This is a genomic window from Geomonas terrae (assembly GCF_004791675.1).
Classification (GTDB): domain Bacteria; phylum Desulfobacterota; class Desulfuromonadia; order Geobacterales; family Geobacteraceae; genus Geomonas; species Geomonas edaphica.
Genome location: NZ_SRSC01000002.1, coordinates 160,691 through 180,374, shown reverse-complemented (window position 1 = coordinate 180,374; position 19,684 = coordinate 160,691). Strand labels below are relative to the sequence as shown.

Here is a 19,684-nt window from a genome sequence, read left to right as displayed (position 1 = left end):
ACTCCTTTCCCGGCTGCGCCGGGACTGGCTGTTGCTATCTTTGCGGCGGCCTTCTGATCTGCCCCGCCGCGCCGGGAGCCAGCATCTGCTTCAGCTCGTCAGGCTCGGAGGAGCGCCCCAGCGCGTCGTCCACGGTTATGATGCGCCTGGAGAGCAGGCTCATCAGGCACTGGTTCATGGTCTGCATGCCGAATTTCTCCTGACCGACCTGCATCTGGGAGTAGATCTGGTGCACCTTGTCCTCGCGGATCAGGTTCCTGATCGCGGGGTTCGGGACCATAACCTCGAGGGCGAGGGCGCGCCCGGGACCGTTGGCCCTCGGTATCAGGGTCTGGGACATGACCCCTTCGAGCACGAAGGAGAGCTGGGTCCTCACCTGGGTCTGCTGGTAAGGGGGGAAGACGTCGATGACCCTGTTGATCGTCTGGGCGCAGGAGTTCGTGTGGAGCGTGGCGAAGCAGAGGTGGCCGGTCTCGGCCAGTGTGAGCGCCGCCTCGATGGTCTCCAGGTCGCGCAACTCGCCGATCAGGACGACGTCTGGGTCCTGGCGCAGCACGTACTTAAGGGCATGCTTGAAGCTCTTCGTGTCGGCCCCCACCTCGCGCTGGTTCACGATGCACCCCTTGTGCGGGTGCAGGTACTCGATCGGGTCCTCGACGGTGACGATGTGGTCGTGGCGGTTGATGTTTATGTGGTCGATCATCGAGGCGAGCGTGGTCGACTTGCCGCTACCGGTAGGCCCGGTGACGAGGATCAGGCCGCGCGGCTTGTCGCAAAGAGCGCGCGCCACGGGCGGAAGCCCCAGTTCCTCGAAGGTGAGGATCTTGTAGGGGATCACCCTGAAAACGCCTGCCACGGCACCGCGCTGCACGAAGATGTTCCCCCTGAAGCGGGAGAGCCCCTTGACGCCGAAGGAGAGGTCGAGTTCGTTGTCCTCCTCGAAGCGGTGCTTTTGGGCGTCGGTGAGGATGCTGTAGCAAAGCTGCTTGGTCTCGATGGCGGTGAGCGGCGGAACGTCCATCGGGGTCAGCTGGCCGTCGATGCGGATCTGCGGCGAGGTGTTCGTGGTGATGTGCAGGTCGGAGCCGCCCCTCTCCACAAGTTCCTTGAGCATTTGGTGAAAGTTGATCATGAAAACCCTCGTCTCAGTTTGTCTGCTTAAAAGCGTCAGTCATCGGCCACGGTCACCCGGAGCACTTCCTCGAAGGAGGTGACCCCTTCGATCAGCTTGGTGAGCCCGGACTGGCGCATGGTCTTGATACCCAGGCGCATGGACTCCCTCTTGATCTCCGCGGTGTTGGCGCCGTTCAGGATCATCTCCTTGATCGGCTCGAGCATCGGCATGACCTGGTAGAAGCCCACCCTCCCCTTGTAACCGGTGCCGTTGCATTTGGGACAGCCGGTGCCGCGATAGCATACCACGGAAGGAGCCTGTTCGGCTGCGATGCCTGCTTCGACGAGCGCTTGAACCGGCACCTCCTCGACCACCTTGCACTCGCCGCAGACGCGGCGCGCGAGGCGCTGGGCGGAAATGAGGTTGACGGCGGAGGCGACCAGGAACGGCTCGATCCCCATGTTGAGGAGACGGTTGATGGTCGATGGGGCGTCGTTCGTATGCAGCGTCGAGAGGACCAGGTGGCCGGTGAGCGCCGCCTTCACGCCGATCTCGGCGGTCTCGAAGTCACGGATCTCACCGATCATGATCACGTCCGGGTCCTGGCGCAGGAAGGCCCTGAGCGCCGCCGCGAAGTTGAGGCCGATGTCCTCGTGCATCTGCACCTGGTTGATCCCGGCGAAGTTGAACTCGACCGGGTCCTCGGCGGTGGAGATGTTCTCGGTTACCTTGTTCAGTTCGGAGAGCGCGGAGTAGAGCGAAACGGTCTTACCGCTACCGGTAGGCCCCGTGACGAGCACCATGCCGAACGGCTTGTGGATCTCGCGCTTGAAGTGGACGAGCGCTTCCGGCTCGTACCCCAGCTTGGACATGTCCAGTTGCAGGTTGCTCTTGTCCAGAAGACGCAGAACGATCTTCTCGCCGAAGAGGGTCGGGAGCACCGAGACGCGGTAGTCCATGTCCTTGCCGCCGCCAAGCTTGATCTTGATGCGGCCGTCCTGCGGCAGGCGGCGCTCGGCGATGTCGAGCTCGCTCATGATCTTGATGCGGGAGGTGATGGCGTTTTTCAGCTTCAGAGGCGGTTTCATCACCTCGTAGAGCACGCCGTCGATGCGGTAGCGCACCCGGAAGAACTTCTCGTACGGCTCGATATGGATATCGGAGGCCTTCTTCTTGATGGCGTCGGTGAGGATCAGGTTGACCAGCTTGACGACCGGGGCGTCCTCGGTGGCGCGCTCCAGCGAGCCGACATCGATATCCTCTTCCTCCCCGATGACCTCGAGGTCCTCCATCTCCAGGTCGCTCATGACGTCGGCCAAAGACGCGCTCTGGTCGTAGAGCTTGTCGATGGCGGACTTTATCGCGCTCTCGGCAACCACGACGACCTCGACGTTGTAGCCGGTCATGAACTTGATGTCGTCGATGGCGAAGATGTTGGAAGGATCGCTCATCGCTATGATGAGCGTGGAGCCGGCCCGGTTCACCGGAACGATCTGGTATTTATGGGCGATCTCCGCGGGTATGATCTTCACCACCGCGGCATCGACCTCATAGTCGGCAAGGTTTATGGTGGGAACACCGTACTGCTTGGAAAGAAATGAGGTGAGGTCAGCCTCGTTGATCAGCCCGTCCCTGACCAGGATGGACCCAAGGCGCAGTTGCCCCCCCGCCGCCTTCTGCTCAGCGAGGGCCTGCTTCAGCTGTTCCTTGTTGATCAGATTGTTCGTGACCAGCAGCTCACCGAGTCTGCTTACGTGCATATACTACCTCAGGGGGGTGGAGAATCCTGTGAATGGTATTTTGTAATTGCGTTAATGTCAAGGCTTACATGGTTCCGGCAGAAACGCCGCCAGAGCCCTTTCCATGCACCCTTCGGGCGGCGCGACCCCGGTCCAGATGCGAAAGGCCGCTTCACCCTGCGCCACGAGCATGCCGAGACCGTTGGCGCACGGGATGCCATGGGCACCGCATTGCGCCAAAAGCGGCGTAACCGGCGGTGCATAGACCATATCGTAAATACAGGCGCCGGACTTTAGCAGGGCCGGATCGAGTCCTGAGAAAGAGTCACCGGACATGCCGACCGAGGTGGTGTTGACGACGAGGTCGAAGGAGCCTATGAAGGCCGGGTCGGCAAGAGCGTCGAGGGAGCCGGCGGCAAAGGCGGTTCCCTCCAGCCGTCCTGCGACGAGGTCGACGAGGGTAACTGCCGCATCCGTGGTGCGGTTCGCGACATGCACCCGCACCGCACCGGCACGTGCGAGCGACACGACGGCGCTCCTGGCGGCCCCGCCAGCCCCGAGCACGAGGACGCTCTTGCCGCGCGGGTCAAAGGTAAGCTTTCCGGCGAGTGCAGCCACGAGGCCGAGGCCGTCGGTGTTGTATCCGGTGAGCCTTCCTTCCCGTACCAGCACCGTGTTCACCGCGCCGATCAGTTCCGCGTCCGGGTCGATTGCGTCGAGAAACGGCATGATGGCGACCTTGTGCGGAATGGTGACGTTGAAGCCGGCGACTCCCGCTGCGGCAAGCCCGGCCACCGCAGCCTCAAGACGAGCCGGGGGGACGGGGAAAGGGACGTAGACCCAGTCAAGCCCGAGAGCCCCGAAGGCAGCGTTGTGCATCACCGGCGAAAGCGAGTGGGCAACCGGGGCACCGATGATACCGGTGACCGTGGTCTTTCCGGTAATGGTCATTGGGCCACCCCGTTCGCACTCAAAAGTGCTGCGACGCGCGGCCTGATCTCAGGCGCTATGCTTGCAGCCACTTCCAGGTCGCGTGCCCCCGCCTCGCGCTGCCCCATACGAAGGCGCGTCTCCCCCGACTCCATGAGGGAAGCTGCGTAGATGAGGATCGCCTTCCCCGTGTCGAGGTCGCGGAAGAACATGTCGCGGTCACCTAGCACGCCGCGCAGGGAGAAAAGAGGCCATACGTCGAGGTCCGGTGGGGCCGCGGGGGTGCCGGCCGCCTGGAGCGCGAAAAGGATGCCGCGCTGGTGCACGACGAAATCCTTGAACTCGATGGAGTACTTGGTGGAGAAGTCCACGTAAACCGGCCGTTTGCCGTACTGCTCCCCGACCGCAATCATGAGCGTCCCGTCCGAGGTGCGCTGATCCATGGGTAGCTCGTACAACCGCGAGTTCTTGAACAGGCGCGGCATGCTGTCCAGGTACCAGTCGAAGACGAGGTGCGGGGTGTGCGGCAGGTCCACATCCTCGCGCATCCTTTCCACCCCCTGCAAATACCAAAGCGGAAAGGCTCCCGAATCCCCCCACGTGAAGAGCACGGCGTCCTGCGGCAGGGACCTGAGCGTGTTGGAGGCGTAGTCGAATGCGATGTAGTTTTTATGCTGGTCGTTCTCCCGGTAGTTCAAAAGACAGACGGCGAGCGGCAGCACGAAGAGGAGCGCGGGTAAAAAAAGGCGTGCGGCAGGTGCGTCGGGAAGATGCTGCACCGCCTCATTGATGAGGGTGATGAGCCCGACCCCGATGAAGACCGCGGAGAGGAGGTAAAGCGGGGTGAAGAACTCCTCGGTCAGGAAGATCATCTCGCCTGGCGTGTTGAAGTAGCCGACGATGACGAGCAGGAACGAGCCGAGTGCGATCAGGTAGCCAAGTACCAGGTCGCGCTTTGTCCGCATCAGGGCCCACAGACCGAACAGCAAAAGGACAAGGCCAACGACGGTGAACTCGTGGGGGATGTTAAAGGCGTTCATCTGCGCCCAGAGGAGATCGAGGTCGCGGTGCGGCTTGTCGACCGGGTATCCCTTGCGCAGGATGTTCCAGAGGAACTGGGTGAGGTTCTTCGAGTCGCCCCAGTTCAGAATCGGTTTCCTAAGCGCCCGGACCACGAGGTGCAGGTGGATGCCGAAGCCCAACAGGCCGAAGGCGAAGGCGATGAAGAACTCGCGCACCCGGAAGATGACACGCCGGTCCGCGGACCAGATCAGGAAGGCGTAGGTCGGAATCATCAGCACCATGATCTGGTGCGCGCCGGTCCCAAGCCCGCAGAGAAAGGCGCCCAGGTAGACGTACGCGGGGCGCTCCCGTCCCTCGAGGTAGCTCTCCCGCCAAAGAAGCATCAGGTAGAAGATTATGGCGCAGATGAAGGCGAGCAGCGGGTAAGGCTTGTCGTGGTTTGACTGCAGCCAAAGCCTCGGCGTGAATGCGAAGGTGAGCGCCGCCGCGACACCGGCGAGCCTGGGGACAAGCGCACCGAACCGCCCCTGCCAGGGGGTCTCCTCACCCTTGAGCAGCTGGATGGTGAGCAGATAGACGCCGAAACAGGCAAGCCCCGCGGAGACCGCGGTCGCGAAGTTGACCCGGAAGGCGATGTTGCCGAGCGGGAGAAAGGTGAAAGGCTTCGCGTAGTTGATGAAGAGCGGGTACCCCGGCGAGTGCGCCGTACCGAGAGAAGAGATGGCGGTCAGGAACTCGCCGCTGTCGAAGAAGGTGACCGTGGGCGCCAGGGTAAGGAGATACACGAACAGCGGGATGACGAAGGCCGCGATGGCGCACGGGTCGAGCCTGCGCAGGATTCCGTTATGGTTCACGCAACTGCTCCTCGGTGTTAGTGACGCCGATGCTCCGGATGGAGACCTTGTCCCGCCAGAGGCAGTACAGCCCGACGACGGTGACCGGGAAAAAGCCCATGGCGTGAATGACGATGGCGATGCTGAGCGCCTTTTCGCTGCCAATCTGGAATGCGGAAAGGGCGGTGACGCAGGCGATGTGATACGTGCCGATAAAACCCGGAGATGCCGGCACCATCACGGCGAAGACCAGGAAGACCATGATGAACATGGACGCCGAGGGAGGCAGAAAGAGACCGAAGGAGCGCAGCATCAGGTCGACCGGCCAGATCGCGGTGGCCCACACGAGAAGCGAGCTGACCGCGACACCGGAAATGCCGGAGATACTGGTCGGAATGCGGATACCCGAGATGAAGGAGACCAGCAGAGCGCCGGCATGCTCAGCCAACCGCGCGGAGAAAGGATGCAGCACGCGGGTCACCACCTTGACGGTGAACTCGGTGCGCCACCTGAGCAGGAAAAGAAAGGCAAGGACAAAAAGGTAGAGGGCGAAGGTGACGTACCCGCCGGTGACGAGCCCGTGCTGTACGCGTTCCATCCCGCTTGGCAGCTTTATGGTGAAGAAGGTGATCAGGAGCACGAGGAGGACGGTGAAGCCGTCACAGAGCCGGTCAAGCACCAGGGAGGCAAAGACCGCGCTGGTGCCGATCCCCTCCTTCTGTCCGAGCGAGTGGGCCCGCACCAGCTCCCCCAGGCGCGCCGGGAGGAGGTTGTTCGCCATGTATCCGATGAGGGTCGAGGGGAAGAGATTCCCAAGGCGCGTGCTTTTTATCGGGGCGAGCAGGAACTTCCAGCGTACCGCACGCAGGTAGTAGCTCACAAAGGTGAGCACCAGCGCGGGCACCAGGTAGCGGTAATCCATCGCGGCAAAGGCGTCCGCCATCTTTCTGAAGTCGATCTTCCTGAAGAGGAGAAAGAGGCAGAGAGCGCTGATTGCAATGCCGATCAAGAGCTTCTTATCTGGTTTTTGCGTGGTCAATCGGGCTCCTGTCATCGGTTGCGTTGTCAATCTGGGCGGCCCGTGCCGGGGCTTGCGCAATCCCAGTCACCGCCGCTCTCGGACAGAACCGGGCGTGCGTCACTGAGGATCTCACGGCAACGCGCGACGTCCGCGGCAATGGCCTCTTTCAGTTCGTCGAGTCCGGAGAAGCGTTTCTCCCCCCTGAGCCTCTCGATGAAGAAAAGGGTCAGCTCGCGTCCGTAAAGGTCGCCTTCGAAGTCGAGGAGGAACACCTCGATGGAGAGGTGCTGGTTGCCGAAGGTCGGGTTGGCGCCGATATTACAGGCACCGTCGAAGAGCCGATCTCCCATGCACACCTTCACCGCGTAGACCCCGACCGATGGGATGAGGTCCTTTTCCGTTTCGATGTTGGCAGTGGGAAAGCCGAGGTTGCGGCCGCGCTCGTGGCCGTGCACCACCTTGCCTGAGATGGAGAAGTGCCGTCCCAAAAGGCTCGCGGCGCAGGAGACGTTTCCTGCGCTCACCATCCTGCGCACGGCAGTGGAGCTGTAGACGGTGGAGCCGTCCGAGATCGGCTCCAGCTCTTCCACGGTATAGCCGTGACGCTCGCCGAGCCGGCGCAAAAGGGCGACGTCCCCTTCCCTGCCGCGGCCGAAAGCGTAGTCGTAGCCGATCACCAGGCGCTCGACACCGATGGCGTCGACCAGCACCTTTTCCACGAAGACGGCGGCCGGCACCGAGGCGAATTCCTTGTCGAAGGGGATCTCGAGGAGGTAGTCGATGCCGGACCCCTCGATGAGGGCTTCCTTCTCGCGGCTTGTGGTGATGAGCCGCACTTCCTTGTGGGCCGCGACGACCTTGAGCGGGTGCGGCACGAAGGTGATCACCACGGAAACACCGCCGATCTCGCGGGCGATTTGCCGCACCCTCTTGAAGATCTCGCGGTGCCCCAGGTGCACGCCGTCGAAGTTGCCGATGGTGACGACCGGATGGCGCAGTTTTTCCCTGATCTCAGGGATGCTTCTAAAAATTTCCATGGACTATGGGGGTCCTCAGGCTTCCGCCGCCTCGGTCTCCACCTGGGGCGCCTTCTTCTTCCCGAAGACCAGGGCCACCCAGATGCTGATCTCGTACATGAGGTAGAGCGGGATCATGATGACGAACATGGTGACCAGGTCGGCATGGAAGGCGGCAACGATGGCGCTGGCCAGGAGCGCGTACTTCCTGCGCGTGGCGAGCATCCGGTAGTTGACGATGCCGAAACGGGCCAAAAGGAGCGCAAGGATCGGGAGCTCGAAGATGAGGCCGAACATCAGGATCAGGCGCAGACAGAAATTTATGTAGGCCGAGATGTTGTACCAGCTCTGCAACCCGGTCGCCTCGTAGGAGAGGGAGAAGTTTATGATGACGGGCCAGATGATGAGCAGGAAGAACATCGCCCCGACGCAGAAGGCGACGGTGGCCGTGGTGACGAAGGGAACCACCAGGCGCCGCTCCTTGCGGGTGAGCCCGGGCGCCACGAAGAGCCAGAACTGGTGAAAGAGCACCGGCAGCACGATGACGAAACCGGCCAGCATGGAGATCTTGCACTGCACGAAGAACGGCTCGAGCGGCGCGCTGTAGTTCAGCATGCGCGGCTTCTCGGCCACCTGGTGCTCCTCCCCGAGCTTCATCTGCTGGTACGCCTCGGGGTAGCGCTGCTTGACTTTCTCGTAGAAGGATTTCTTCATGTCGGTCAGGTAGGTGTGACCGGTGAGCGGCTGTTCCACGAACTTCAAGAGGTCGGTGGAGAAGTTCCAGGCGATCCCCATGCCGATGACGATGGCAATTACGCTGACGATGAGCCGTTTTCTGAGTTCAACCAGGTGCTCCATGAACGGCAATACCTTTTCTTCCATATACCTCTCTTCTCCTAATTAATGCCGTGCAGAGCTCAAACAGCTTTTATATCACAGCGCTTAAATCCAGCGCAACAGCTTTCAGCGCCGCTTCGGCTTGGGACGCTTCCCCTTTATCGGGATGCGCTGGTAGGCGTTCCGGACATCGGCGATCGGCTCGACGGGACGCTTCTCCAGGGTCCCGACGAGCGCGAATTCCACCTGCCGCGCCGGCTCGTTCACCCCGGCCACCTTCACCCGGATCTTGTCCGCGATGCGGTACATGGCGCGGCTTCGCTCACCCACCAGGGCGTGGCTCTTCTCAAGGTGCACGTAGTAGTCCTGCGGTAGGGTGGCGACCGGCACCATCCCCTCCACAAAGAGGTCGACGAGCTCCACGAAGAAACCAAACGGGGCGACCCCGGTGATGTACCCGTCGTACTCCTCGCCTATCTTGTCACGCATGAACTGCATTTTCTTGAGATCCACCATCTCGCGTTCCGCCTCCATGGCGACCCGTTCGCGCTTGCTCGTGTGCTGCGCGGTCTCGGGGAGCCGCGCCTCGAGCCGGTCCTTATCCGCCTTATTCATCTTCCCGGCGAGCACGCGCTTAAGGATGCGGTGCACCACGAGGTCGGGATAGCGCCGAATCGGCGAGGTGAAGTGGGTGTAACTCGCGGCGGCGAGGCCGAAGTGGCCCAGGTTCTCGGCGCTGTAGCGCGCCTGCTTCATGCAGCGCAGCAGCACCTCGTTGATGAGCCGCTCCTCCGGCTTTCCCGCCACCTCTTCCAGTAGCTTTTGCAGCGCGTTGGGGCTCACCTTCTCGTCCACCACTTTAAGTATGTAGCCGAAGCCGAAGACGAACTCGGACAGGTCCTGGAGCTTGACCGGGTCGGGATTCTCGTGGATGCGGTAGAGCGAAGGGACCGGTGTCGTTTCGAGAAAGTGGGACACCGCCTCGTTGGCGGCGAGCATGAACTCCTCGATGATGCGGTGCGCAAGGTTTCTCTCGGCGCGCACGATCGCCGTGGTTTCTCCCTGCGTGTCGAGGATGATCTGGGGCTCCGGCAGGTCGAAATCGATGCTCCCACGACCCGCGCGCACCTTATTGAGCCTGAGCGCCAGGTCTTCCATCACCTTGAGATCCTCGACCAGGTGCCGGTTCGCCGCGATGGTCTCCTCGTCCAAGTCCACGAGAACTTTCTTCACCGTGGTATAGGTGAGACGGGCGGAGCTCTTGATGACGCTCGCGTAGAACTTCTGGTCCACGCGGGCGCCGGACTCGTCGAAGAGCATCTCGGCGGTCATGGTCAGGCGGTCCACCTGCGGGTTTAGCGAGCAGATGCCGTTGGAGAGCTCTTCCGGGAGCATAGGAATGCAGCGGTCCGGGAAGTAGACCGAGGTCCCGCGCAGGTACGCCTCGGTGTCCAGGCGCGATCCTTCGGTGACGTAGTGCGCGACGTCCGCGATGGAAACCCAGAGGCGGATCTTGTCCCCCTCGCGAGAGACGGAGACCGCGTCGTCGAAGTCGCGCGCGGTCTCGCCGTCTATGGTGACGATGAGCCGCTCGCGCAGATCGACCCGCCCCTGCCGCGCCTCCTCGCTTACCTCCTGCGGCTCGCGCTCGGCCTCCTCCATCACCTTCGCATCGAAGACATGCGGGAGCTCGTACTTCTTGATGACGGAGAGGACTTCCACTTCGGGGTCGTTCGCCTCCCCAAGCACCTCCACGATGCGCCCCTCAAGCGGGCGCACCCCGGAAGGGTACGAGGTGATCTGGGCGAGCACGATCTGCCCCGTGCGTGCCTTGGCGGCCCCACCGGAGGCCCCGGGGGTCAGGAAGAGGTCGCGGCCGAGCTTAGGATCGTCCGGTATCACGCGCCCCCCCTTCCCTGCCGCCTCGAAGCGGCCGACGATCTCGGTGACGCCACGCTTCACGATGCCGGTGACACGCCCTTCCCTTTTCCCGTCACGACGGGTGGAAACAACCTGGGCGTCCACGATGTCGCCGTTCATATATTCCGTGAGGTATCGAGCCGGGACGAAGAGGTCCTCGCCCCCGTCCTCCGGCATCACGAAACCGTAGCCGTCGCGGTGCATGGAGAGTTTGCCGCGCACCGAGCCACCCGCTCCCGCCATGGTATAAATACGCCCCGGAAGCTTGGCGATCTCCCCTGTTTCGACCAGGTAGTCGAGTTGATCGTCCAGGTGTTCCCGCTCGTGACGGGAGACGTTGAGGGCCTTGAGCATCTGCCGGTACGGCACCGGCTCCCCTTTGCCCAGCAGCCTCATGATCGCGTCCTTGCCTTTGCGCATATATAAACCTCCGGGAAAAACAATAAAATCAGCACCGTTGGATAATGCAGAAGGGGCGACGGAAAGTCAAGAAAGGCGATGCGGCACGAATGCCGCGGCAGACGACTCGTCGAGAGGGATCAACGACTCGTCACGTGCGATCGACGACTCATCAGATGCGATCGACGACTCGTCAGGTGCGATCAACGACTCGTCAGGTGCGATCAACGACTCATCGGGTGCGAGCAACGACTCATCGGGTGCGATCAACGACTCGTCAGGTGCGATCGACGACTCGTCACGTGCGGTCAACGACTCGTCAGGTGCGATCATCGACTCGTCGGGTGCGATCAACGACTCGTCAGGTGCGATCAACGACTCATCAGGTGCGATCGACGACTCATCAGGTGCGATCAATGACTCATCGGGTGGGACCAACGACTCGTCAGGTGCGATCAACGACTCATCGGGTGGGATCAACGACTCGTCAGGTGCGATCAACGACTCGTCGGGTGCGATCAACGACTCGTCAGGTGCGATCAACGACTCGTCGGATGCGATCAACGACTCGTCCGGTGCGATGAAGGACTGGATCGGCGCGATAGGCCACTCGATGGAGGTCACGTGCCGGTGGACCCCGTAGGAACAAAATTCGGAGCTAACCGATGAGAAGTTGGGATTCGTTGTAATTGGTCAATACATTAACAATTGCCTTTTGCGCCGCGCTTCGGTACAAATACGAGGTTAGTTTTGCAACGTAAGGGAGTCTCCATGTTTTGCCGTACCATCGCAGCAGCAGCACTGATGCTTTGCGCCGTCCTTCCCGCCTCCGCAGCAAACCTTAGCAAACCGGCCGACGAGGCTCTCACCACCTCCGCCAAGCGCATGCAGGCCAAGGACTACCGCGCCGCCCGTGACGCAGCCCTTAACATCAACGACCCGGCAATCCGCTCCTTCATGGCGGGGATCGCCGCCGCCAAGATGGAGCAGTGGGAAGAGGCCGCGGCACAGCTCCCCGCCGCCGCTGAAGGTTACCCGCTCTTAGCCGACTACGCCCTCTACTACCAGGGGCTCGCCCTTTCCAAGCTGCAGCGCCACGCCCAGGCACTCCCGCCGCTGTACAAGCTTCTCAAGGACTTCCCGGCGAGCCGGCTCGCGCGCCAGACGCTCATCCTCTACGCCGATTCCCTTGCCGCCGCCGGCTACCCGAAGGAAGCGCAGCAAAGCTACGCCACCTTCGTCGAGCGCTACCCCTCCGGCAGCGATTCCATCTCGGCCCTTTACGGTTCCGCCCTCTCCCGCGAAAAGCTTGGAGATACCGCGACCGCCGTGACCGTTTTACGCACCATCTACCTCAGCTACCCCGCCTCCCCCTATGCCGACAAAGCGGCCGCCGAGCTGCAGAATCTAGCGGCGACCGGCATCAAGGCTGAGCCTTACAGCAGCGCCGAACTCTACAAACGCGCCAGCACCCTCTACGATCTCGGGCGCCATCTGAAGGCCGCCGAGGCCTTTGCCGCGATCCAGTTGAACGGTGAAAACGACGACTTCATCCGCAAGGTGACTTTCAAGAAGGGACAAGCGCTGTTCAAGGCGAGACGCTACCAGCAGGCACAGAGCACCTTCGCGGCCCTTTCCGGATACGGCGATGCGGATCTGTGGTTTGCCCGCACCCTGGACAAGGAAGGCAAGGGAGATGAGGCTTTCCAGCTTTATCAAAAGCTTTCCCAGGACGCGAAGCGTGGAACGGTGGCCCAGGAAGCGATGCTCGAGGCCGCCTACCTGAAACGTTTCCAGAGGAAATGGAGTGAAGCGGCTTCGTTGTTCAGGCAATACCTTGCCGCGGCGCCGAACCAGAAGAACGTCAACGTCCTCTGGGAAGCCGCTTGGTGCAGCTACCAGTCACGCGACTACGCCGATGCCGCGGCACAGTTCAGGAAACTTGCCGAGCGCGACGACCTGCGTGACAAGGCGCTTTACTGGCTAGGCAGAACCCTTGCCCTCACCGGCGATGAGAAGAGCGCACAGGTGATGTTCGCCGCGCTGGTCGCGGAATACCCGCTCGGATACTACACGCTGATCAGCAACCAGAACCAGAGCGCCGCCTCGCTCCCCCAGCCCCCCCAGAACCTGGCCGACGCCCTTCCGATGCCGTCCGGCTTCGAACGGGAGAAGGCGCTTATCGCGCTCGGACTCTTCGAGGAAGCGGCGCGGGAACTCTCACTTTCCAAGAAAGGGAAGAACCCATCGGGTATCGCACGCCTGTACCTCGAGATGGGGAACTACAACGGCGCCTATCACGCACTCGGGAACGACAAGCCCAAGCGCGGCGACAATGCCACCGTGCTCGGCGCCGCTTTCCCGCTCGCCTTCCGCGAAGATGTCGCCAAACACGCCGCCGCGGCCGCGGTCCCCGAGAGCCTGGTTTACGCTGTTATGCGCACCGAGAGCAACTATTTCCCCGCCGCACTTTCGCCGGTGGGCGCCGTCGGTCTCATGCAGATCATGCCCGCCACCGCCGAGTCGATTTCCAAGGGTGACTCGAATCGTTTGACCACCCCGGCCCTCAACATCAAGCTAGGCGCACGCCATCTGAAGGACTTGCTGCAGCTGTACGACAAGAACCTCACCCTCACGGTCGCCGCCTACAACGCGGGCTCGGGCAACGTGAAGCGTTGGCAGAAGGCGTACGGCGACCTGCCGCAGGACGAGTTCGTCGAGAGCATCCCCTTCCGGGAGACCCGCGAGTACGTCAAAAAAGTGGTAACCAGCATGCAGATGTACCAGCGGCTGTACCGCCTCCCTCCCTACCAGGAGCCGGGTGCACCGAAACCGGTCCTCCCGCAGCAGGCGGTGGAGGAAAGCAAGGTCGCTCAAGACGTGGCCGCTCAGCCCTCCCCGTCCCAGCAATAGTCAGCATCGTAAAGCCGACCTCCCCCCGAGGGGGGAGGTCGACACGGTCCCTCACCACCAAACTCCCCCACCCTGTCACCTCCTGAAAAACCCCGCTCTCACCCCCTCAATAAGCTGATTGACAGCATACTGATTATGTGCATAATGCTCTCCTTTGCCGGGGCAGCTTTTCGGTCGTGATATCAAACCGTTGCCCTTCCACGGGAGAAGCTATGGAAGCACAACAGACCCCCAACATGGACATCGAAAAAACAGTGGGCTTCCTGCTGGCTAAGGCTTACCAGCGCGCCTGCCTCATCTTCAAGGAACAGTTCGACCAGTACGAACTGACCCCGCAGCAGTTCGGACTGCTTGGCTTTCTGTGGCAGGAGGACGGCATCAGCCAGTCGCTTCTTTCCGCAAAAAGCCAGATCGATCGGACCACGATGGGGGGACTCATCGACCGGCTTGAAAAGGAAGGGCTGGTGATGCGTCGCCCAGACCCTGCCGATCGCCGGGCCTACCGCATCTGCCTTACCGAAAGGGGAAAGGCGCTTGAGCCCGAGCTCGTGCCCGTGGCGCTCAGGGCTCAGGCAGAGTTCATCGCGAGACTGGAACCGAACGAGGTCGAAACACTGACGTCGCTGCTGCAAAAACTACGCAGCTAATCCCGGAGCTTTCATGCACAAAGTTGTAGTTCTACTGGCGCTTCTACTCTGCGCCATCTGCAGTTCCGCGCACGCGGAAACGCTCACGCTGAAGGAATGCCTCGACGGTGCGGTCGCCACGAGCCGCGGGCTGAAGTCCGCCTCGCACGACGTCGAGATAGCGCGGGAGCAGGTAGGCGTCGCCCGGTCGACACGTCTGCCGCGCGTCGATCTGCAGGCGGGTTACGTGGCACAAGCCAAGGCCCAGGCGTTCAAGTTCGGGTCACAGTCCCAGGAGACCCAGGACCCGCGCTACCCCTTCGCCAACTTCAGCGTCTACCAGACCCTGTACGACTTCGGTCGTACCGGCGCAGCCGAGGGGATGGCGCGCATGCAGAGCGAGGCCGCCCGCTACTCCTACACCGGAAACGAGCAGGACGTCTTCATGCAGGTGGTGCAGGCCTACTACGGCATCCTGACCGCAGTAAAGCTCGTCAACGCGGCCGAGGACGAGGTCACCCAGATGCTCTCGCACCAGAAGACGGCGCAGGCGCTCTTCGACGAGGGGGTCGTCACCAGAAACGATCTCTTGCAGGCCGAGGTCCGGGTGGCGTCCAGCCGTCAGAGCCTCCTGAGCGCCAGGAACGAGGTGCAAAAGGGGTGGCTGCTACTGAACTACCTGACCGGTGCGCCCCCCGAGCGCCGTGCGGAACTGAAAGACGACTCGCAGCTCCCCTCTACCCCTTCCCTCTCCGAGGCCCCCGACATGTCGAAAAGGGGCGAGCTTTCCGCGCTGAAGGCCGTGGTAGGCGCCGACGAGTACGCGGTCAAGGAAGCGAAGACCATCCATTACCCCGAGTTGTTCGCCAAGTTCGGCATCGACTACCTTTCCAACAGCAAGGTACGCGAGCAGGCCATCGTGGCAGCCACGGTGGGGCTCAAGGTGAACCTCTTCGACGGCCAGGCCTCGACGGCACGCGTCAGGCAGGCGGTACAGGCAAGATCGCGCGACGAAGAACGGCTGAGGGACATGGAGGAGCGCACGAGGCTTGAATACGCGCTGGCGGTGAGCGACATGCTGGTGGCCAGGGACAGGATCTCGGTGGCTGAAAAGGCGATCACCCAGGGGGTGGAAAACCTCCGCATCACCAAGGACCGCTACCAGGAGCACGTGGGAACGGCGACCGAGGTGATCGACGCGCAGACCCTTCTCACCAGAACGAGAACCGACTACTACCGCAGCATCTTCGACCTGCAGGTCTCCGCCGCCCGGGTGAAGAGGGCAACCGGCGAGCTTTGATCCATCTCTAACCATCCAGGGCCTTCCGTTTTACCGGACGACGGCCCGACCGGAGCAAATACCATGGCAGACCAAACTATCGAAAAACCGCAGCCCCAGGCCAAAGGCGGATTGAGCAAGAAACAGCGCGGCGGCATCATCCTCTTGATCATCATCGTGGCCGGCGGGCTCTTCGGCATGCGCCAGTGGGTACGCAGCAAGACCCATATCGAGACCGACAACGCCTTCATCGAGGCGCACGTCCACTCCGTAGCGAGCCGGGTGCCCGCTATGGTGCAGCGGGTTGCCGTGGTCGACAACCAGTTCGTGCACAAAGGGGACTTGCTGGTGGAACTCGACCCGGCGGACTACCAGGCACGGGTGACGAGCGCTGCGGCGTCCCTCGAGATGGCCAAGAACGAGACCTCCGGCGATTACGCAAGCGTCGAGAGCGCACGCGCCAACGTGAACCTTGCCGCCGCCCGCCTGGAGCAGGCGAGCCTCGACCTCAAGCGCGCCGAGGCGCTGTACGCGAAGGAAGTAATCCCGAGGGAGCAGCTTGACCGCACGCGCACCGCGCACAAGGTGGCGGAGGCGCAGGTAAGGGAAGCACGCGAAGCGGAGAACCGCGCCAAGGCGATGATCGGTGTTTCAGGCACCGGTTCCAAAGACGCACGCGTGGCGCAGAAGCAGGGCGAGCTCGAAGCGGCACGGCTGAACCTCTCCTACACCCACGTCGTCGCGCCGAGCGACGGGTATGTGACCCGCAAAGGCGTGGAGGTCGGCAACTTCGTCCAGCCCGGACAGGCGCTCATGGCTATCGTCCCGCTCGAGGACGCCTGGATCACCGCGAACTACAAGGAAAGCCAGCTGAACGCCGTACGCCCCGGGCAGTCCGTCGAGTTCACCGTGGACGGCTACCCCGGGCGCCACTTCTCCGGCAAGGTGGAAAGCATCATGGCGGGCACCGGTGCCGCCTTTTCCCTGCTGCCGCCGGAGAACGCCACAGGCAACTACGTGAAGGTGACACAAAGGATCCCGGTCCGCATCGCCATCGACAAGACGAGCGATCCGGAACACGTCCTGCGCGTAGGCATGAGCGTGGTGCCGACCATCCTGACCGGGCAGAGCTTCGGGCAGGTCGTCGGGCTGGACCATAACCGATAAATTGCGGACATCCCATCCCTTTGCGAAGGGATGCCTGCAACTCGGGTGCTTGAAACCGGGAGCAAAGGCAAATCCCCCCCGTCCCCCCTTCGCAAAGGGGGGAGCGCGAGGTCACCTGCGCGCCCTTAACCAATAACCTGCGGCGGTTCGATGAAAAGCGCTGAAGAAAAGAACATCAACAAGTGGCTGATCACGATAACGGTGATGCTGCCGGCGATCATGGAGATCGTCGACACCTCGGTCGCCAACGTGGCGCTGCCGCACATGCAGGGGAGCCTTAACGCAGGTACCGACGAGGTCACCTGGGTGCTCACCTCGTATCTCGTGAGTAACGCCGTCGTCCTCCCCATGACCGGCTGGCTCGCGGGGATCTTCGGTCGCAAGCGCTTCCTCATCACCTGCATCACCCTCTTCACCCTCGCCTCGCTCATGTGCGGCGCGGCACCCAACCTAGGTCTCCTCATCTTCTTCCGGGTGCTGCAGGGGGCCGCCGGGGGCGCGCTCATACCGATGAGCCAGGCGATCATGATGGAGACCTTCCCGCCGTACCAGCAGGGTATGGCGATGGCCATCTTCGGCGTCGGGGCCATGTTCGGCCCGATCATCGGCCCGGCCCTCGGGGGATGGATCACCGACAACCTGAACTGGCGTTGGATCTTCTACATCAACATCCCGATCGGCATTGTGGCCGTGGTCATGGCGACCTTCTTCATCTACGACCCGAGCTACATCAAGCGGGCCCGAACATCGATCGACTACTGGGGACTCATGCTCCTGACGGTGGGACTCGGCGCACTGCAGATCGTACTCGACAAGGGACAACAGGACGACTGGTTCAACTCCGGCTTCATCGTCGCCTGTTCGGTCGTCACCGCCGTCGCGCTCAGCGCGCTGATCTACGTGGAGCTCAATCACCCGCACCCGGTCGTCAATCTGCGCCTGTTCAAGAACGTCTCCTTCTCGGCGGGGAACCTGATCATGTTCGCGGTGGGTTTCTGCCTTTACAGCTCGATCATGCTCATACCGATGTTCCTGCAGACCCTCATGGGGTACAACGCGACCATGGCCGGCATGGTGCTCGCCCCGGGGGGTGTCGCGACGCTCATCTGCATGCCCTTCGTCGGTGCGATCATCCAGCGCTACGACGGCAGGAAGGTCGTCTTTGTCGGCCTCATCATCGCCGCCTACTCGATGCACATGATGCAGGGTTTCACGCTGGAGGCAGCCTACCGCGACTTCGTATGGCCGCGCGTCGTGCTGGGCGTGGGGCTTGCCATGATCTTCGTCCCGCTGACCACGGTCACCCTCGCCACCATAACGAGGGAGGAGATGGGAAACGCGACCGGCATCTTCAGCCTGTTGCGCAACATCGGCGGCAGCGTCGGGATCGCCATCGCCGCCACGCTCCTCGCGCGTTACGGCCAGTTCTACCAGACCAGCCTGGTAGCCCACGTGACCCCGTACAACCCGCTCGCGCAGTCCCAGATCGCGGTACTCAAACAGGCCATGATGGGGCGCGGCCTGGGACCGGTCGCCGCCGAACAGGGCGCGCTTGCCATCATCTACGGCAAGATCTCGCGGCAAGCCTACATGCTCTCCTACAACAGGATCTTCTTCATCGTAGGCATCGCCTTCGTGGTGATCATCCCGCTATTGCTGCTTCTGAAGAAACCCGTGAAACACCTGCCGCCGGGGGCGGTGCATTAACCACAAAGGCGTTTGCGACCCATACTTCAGGACAAAAAAAATGGCCGCCCGTAACGGGGCGGCCATTTTCACATGAACCTGTGACGAACCTCAGGCGGTCTTCGCTTTGGCCGTCTCTTTCGGGGCCTTGGACGCCTTGGCTGCCCTGGGCTTCACCGGGGTCGATTTCTTTGCCTCGATGTTGGCCATGCGTACACCGCGGGCCTTGGCGAGGTTGTCGGCAAGACCGCGATCGAGGGCCATCTTGCGGCGCGCCTCGGAATAGTTCTTGGCGGCGAGCGGCTGCTTGCCCGGGATGCCGAACTGCTTCTTGTACTCTCCCGGTTTCATGCCGTGGGCGGTATTGAGATGTCGCGCCAGCGTCTTGAAACCGCCCTTGCCACACAGCATGCAAACGACTTCGCCCTTCTTGAATGCATCCTTCACAGAAACGGAAGGCTTCGCTTCCTCTAATCCCTCGACTGGTTCACCCGCTTCAAGGTTTTTGAGCGCGTTGTGCACTTTGCTGATTTCGAATATAAGCTGATCCGAGGTCATGGGAGTACTCGACGCATGCGAAGCTACGATCTGTGCCGCGATCTCTACCAAAGTGGCCATTTATTTTCCCTCCATTGATCATTACTTGCTGGCATTATAGTGGCAGGTTTCTTTGCATTGTCAAATTGGTATTTTCAATTATATTACAGAGCGTCTTTAGCTAAGAGACTGAAGCAGCACTTGATGCCCAATGACAGCGGTTTGTTTTATCTGCCAGTGCTGTGACCAAAGAGGAATTCACAAACTCAAAACATTGCTGCCACAAAGACTGGCGTGCATCCGCAAGATGCCCATGAAACAGGACTGGAAGCCACCACAAGGCATCACACCGGTAACGCTATGACTTCGCAACGCACATGCACAGCCATCCCAGTCGCGTGCGAGGGAAACATTGGCCGCAAATAACTTTTACTTTAGTCAAGAAGTAGACTTTTAGCGTTGACAGAACTGCACCACTCTTGTATTAGTATCTCACTAGTATTCAAGGATTGACCCCTTACAACCGAATAGCATGACTTATCCAGAGCGATCGAGGGACTGGCCCTATGACATCGCGGCAACCTCCCCTCAGGGGGGAAGGTGCCAAATCCTGCGGAACGAAACGTTCCGGAAGATAAGGAAGT

At 61.6% G+C, this 19,684-nt stretch carries 15 protein-coding genes and 1 riboswitch; of the genes, 5 read left to right on the top strand and 10 right to left on the bottom strand.

Annotated elements, in window-relative coordinates; genetic code table 11:
• Window positions 1-34: 34 nt before the first annotated feature.
• From E4633_RS08085 to E4633_RS08045, 9 genes are all read right to left on the bottom strand, one after another.
• Window positions 35-1,132 (bottom strand): type IV pilus twitching motility protein PilT, encoded by a 1,098-nt coding sequence (locus E4633_RS08085; RefSeq protein ID WP_135869749.1) that lies wholly within the window; start codon window positions 1,130-1,132, stop codon window positions 35-37.
• A 35-nt stretch (window positions 1,133-1,167) separates the two neighbouring features.
• On the bottom strand, window positions 1,168-2,874 hold the full coding sequence (gene pilB, locus E4633_RS08080) for a type IV-A pilus assembly ATPase PilB (RefSeq protein ID WP_135869748.1): 1,707 nt from the start codon (window positions 2,872-2,874) through the stop codon (window positions 1,168-1,170).
• 57 nt (window positions 2,875-2,931) lie between these two features.
• On the bottom strand, window positions 2,932-3,804 hold the full coding sequence (aroE, locus tag E4633_RS08075; protein WP_135869747.1) for a shikimate dehydrogenase: 873 nt from the start codon (window positions 3,802-3,804) through the stop codon (window positions 2,932-2,934).
• Window positions 3,801-5,660, bottom strand: a complete 1,860-nt coding sequence (locus tag E4633_RS08070; RefSeq protein ID WP_135869746.1) for a glycosyltransferase family 117 protein — start codon at window positions 5,658-5,660, stop codon at window positions 3,801-3,803. Before E4633_RS08070 ends, aroE begins: the two co-directional genes overlap by 4 nt.
• Complete coding sequence (locus E4633_RS08065; protein ID WP_198419410.1) at window positions 5,650-6,678, bottom strand: lysylphosphatidylglycerol synthase transmembrane domain-containing protein; 1,029 nt, start codon at window positions 6,676-6,678, stop codon at window positions 5,650-5,652. Before E4633_RS08065 ends, E4633_RS08070 begins: the two co-directional genes overlap by 11 nt.
• 26 nt (window positions 6,679-6,704) lie before the next feature.
• A complete protein-coding gene (locus tag E4633_RS08060) occupies window positions 6,705-7,697 on the bottom strand; it encodes a bifunctional riboflavin kinase/FAD synthetase (RefSeq protein ID WP_135869744.1) in 993 nt (330 codons plus the stop codon).
• A 15-nt stretch (window positions 7,698-7,712) separates the two neighbouring features.
• On the bottom strand, window positions 7,713-8,558 hold the full coding sequence (gene tatC, locus E4633_RS08055) for a twin-arginine translocase subunit TatC (protein WP_135869743.1): 846 nt from the start codon (window positions 8,556-8,558) through the stop codon (window positions 7,713-7,715).
• Between the two features lie 81 nt (window positions 8,559-8,639).
• Window positions 8,640-10,853 carry a ribonuclease R gene (rnr, locus tag E4633_RS08050; RefSeq protein ID WP_135869742.1) on the bottom strand — a complete coding sequence of 738 codons (2,214 nt, stop codon included), beginning with the start codon at window positions 10,851-10,853 and terminating at the stop codon, window positions 8,640-8,642.
• 66 nt (window positions 10,854-10,919) lie between these two features.
• The gene (locus tag E4633_RS08045; RefSeq protein ID WP_135869741.1) at window positions 10,920-11,456 is read right to left on the bottom strand and encodes a ribosomal eL19 family protein; all 537 of its coding nucleotides are present in this window, start codon (window positions 11,454-11,456) and stop codon (window positions 10,920-10,922) included.
• Between the two features lie 147 nt (window positions 11,457-11,603).
• Between E4633_RS08045 and E4633_RS08040 the strand changes: the two genes are divergently transcribed.
• The 5 genes from E4633_RS08040 to E4633_RS08020 all read left to right on the top strand — a co-directional run bounded on the left by E4633_RS08040 (window position 11,604) and on the right by E4633_RS08020 (window position 18,524).
• Window positions 11,604-13,745, top strand: a complete 2,142-nt coding sequence (locus E4633_RS08040; RefSeq protein WP_135869740.1) for a lytic transglycosylase domain-containing protein — start codon at window positions 11,604-11,606, stop codon at window positions 13,743-13,745.
• A gap of 212 nt (window positions 13,746-13,957) precedes the next feature.
• Window positions 13,958-14,392 carry a MarR family winged helix-turn-helix transcriptional regulator gene (locus tag E4633_RS08035; protein WP_135869739.1) on the top strand — a complete coding sequence of 145 codons (435 nt, stop codon included), beginning with the start codon at window positions 13,958-13,960 and terminating at the stop codon, window positions 14,390-14,392.
• 13 nt (window positions 14,393-14,405) lie between these two features.
• Window positions 14,406-15,671 carry a TolC family protein gene (locus E4633_RS08030; RefSeq protein WP_135869738.1) on the top strand — a complete coding sequence of 422 codons (1,266 nt, stop codon included), beginning with the start codon at window positions 14,406-14,408 and terminating at the stop codon, window positions 15,669-15,671.
• 63 nt (window positions 15,672-15,734) lie between these two features.
• A complete protein-coding gene (locus E4633_RS08025) occupies window positions 15,735-16,817 on the top strand; it encodes an HlyD family secretion protein (protein WP_135869737.1) in 1,083 nt (360 codons plus the stop codon).
• A 150-nt stretch (window positions 16,818-16,967) separates the two neighbouring features.
• Window positions 16,968-18,524, top strand: coding sequence for a DHA2 family efflux MFS transporter permease subunit (locus E4633_RS08020; RefSeq protein WP_135869736.1), 1,557 nt, complete (start codon window positions 16,968-16,970; stop codon window positions 18,522-18,524).
• A gap of 90 nt (window positions 18,525-18,614) precedes the next feature.
• Here the strand turns inward: E4633_RS08020 and E4633_RS08015 are convergent, their stop codons facing one another.
• On the bottom strand, window positions 18,615-19,121 hold the full coding sequence (locus E4633_RS08015) for a MucR family transcriptional regulator (protein WP_135869735.1): 507 nt from the start codon (window positions 19,119-19,121) through the stop codon (window positions 18,615-18,617).
• 453 nt (window positions 19,122-19,574) lie between these two features.
• Window positions 19,575-19,681: riboswitch (SAM riboswitch) on the top strand.
• Window positions 19,682-19,684: the final 3 nt, after the last annotated feature.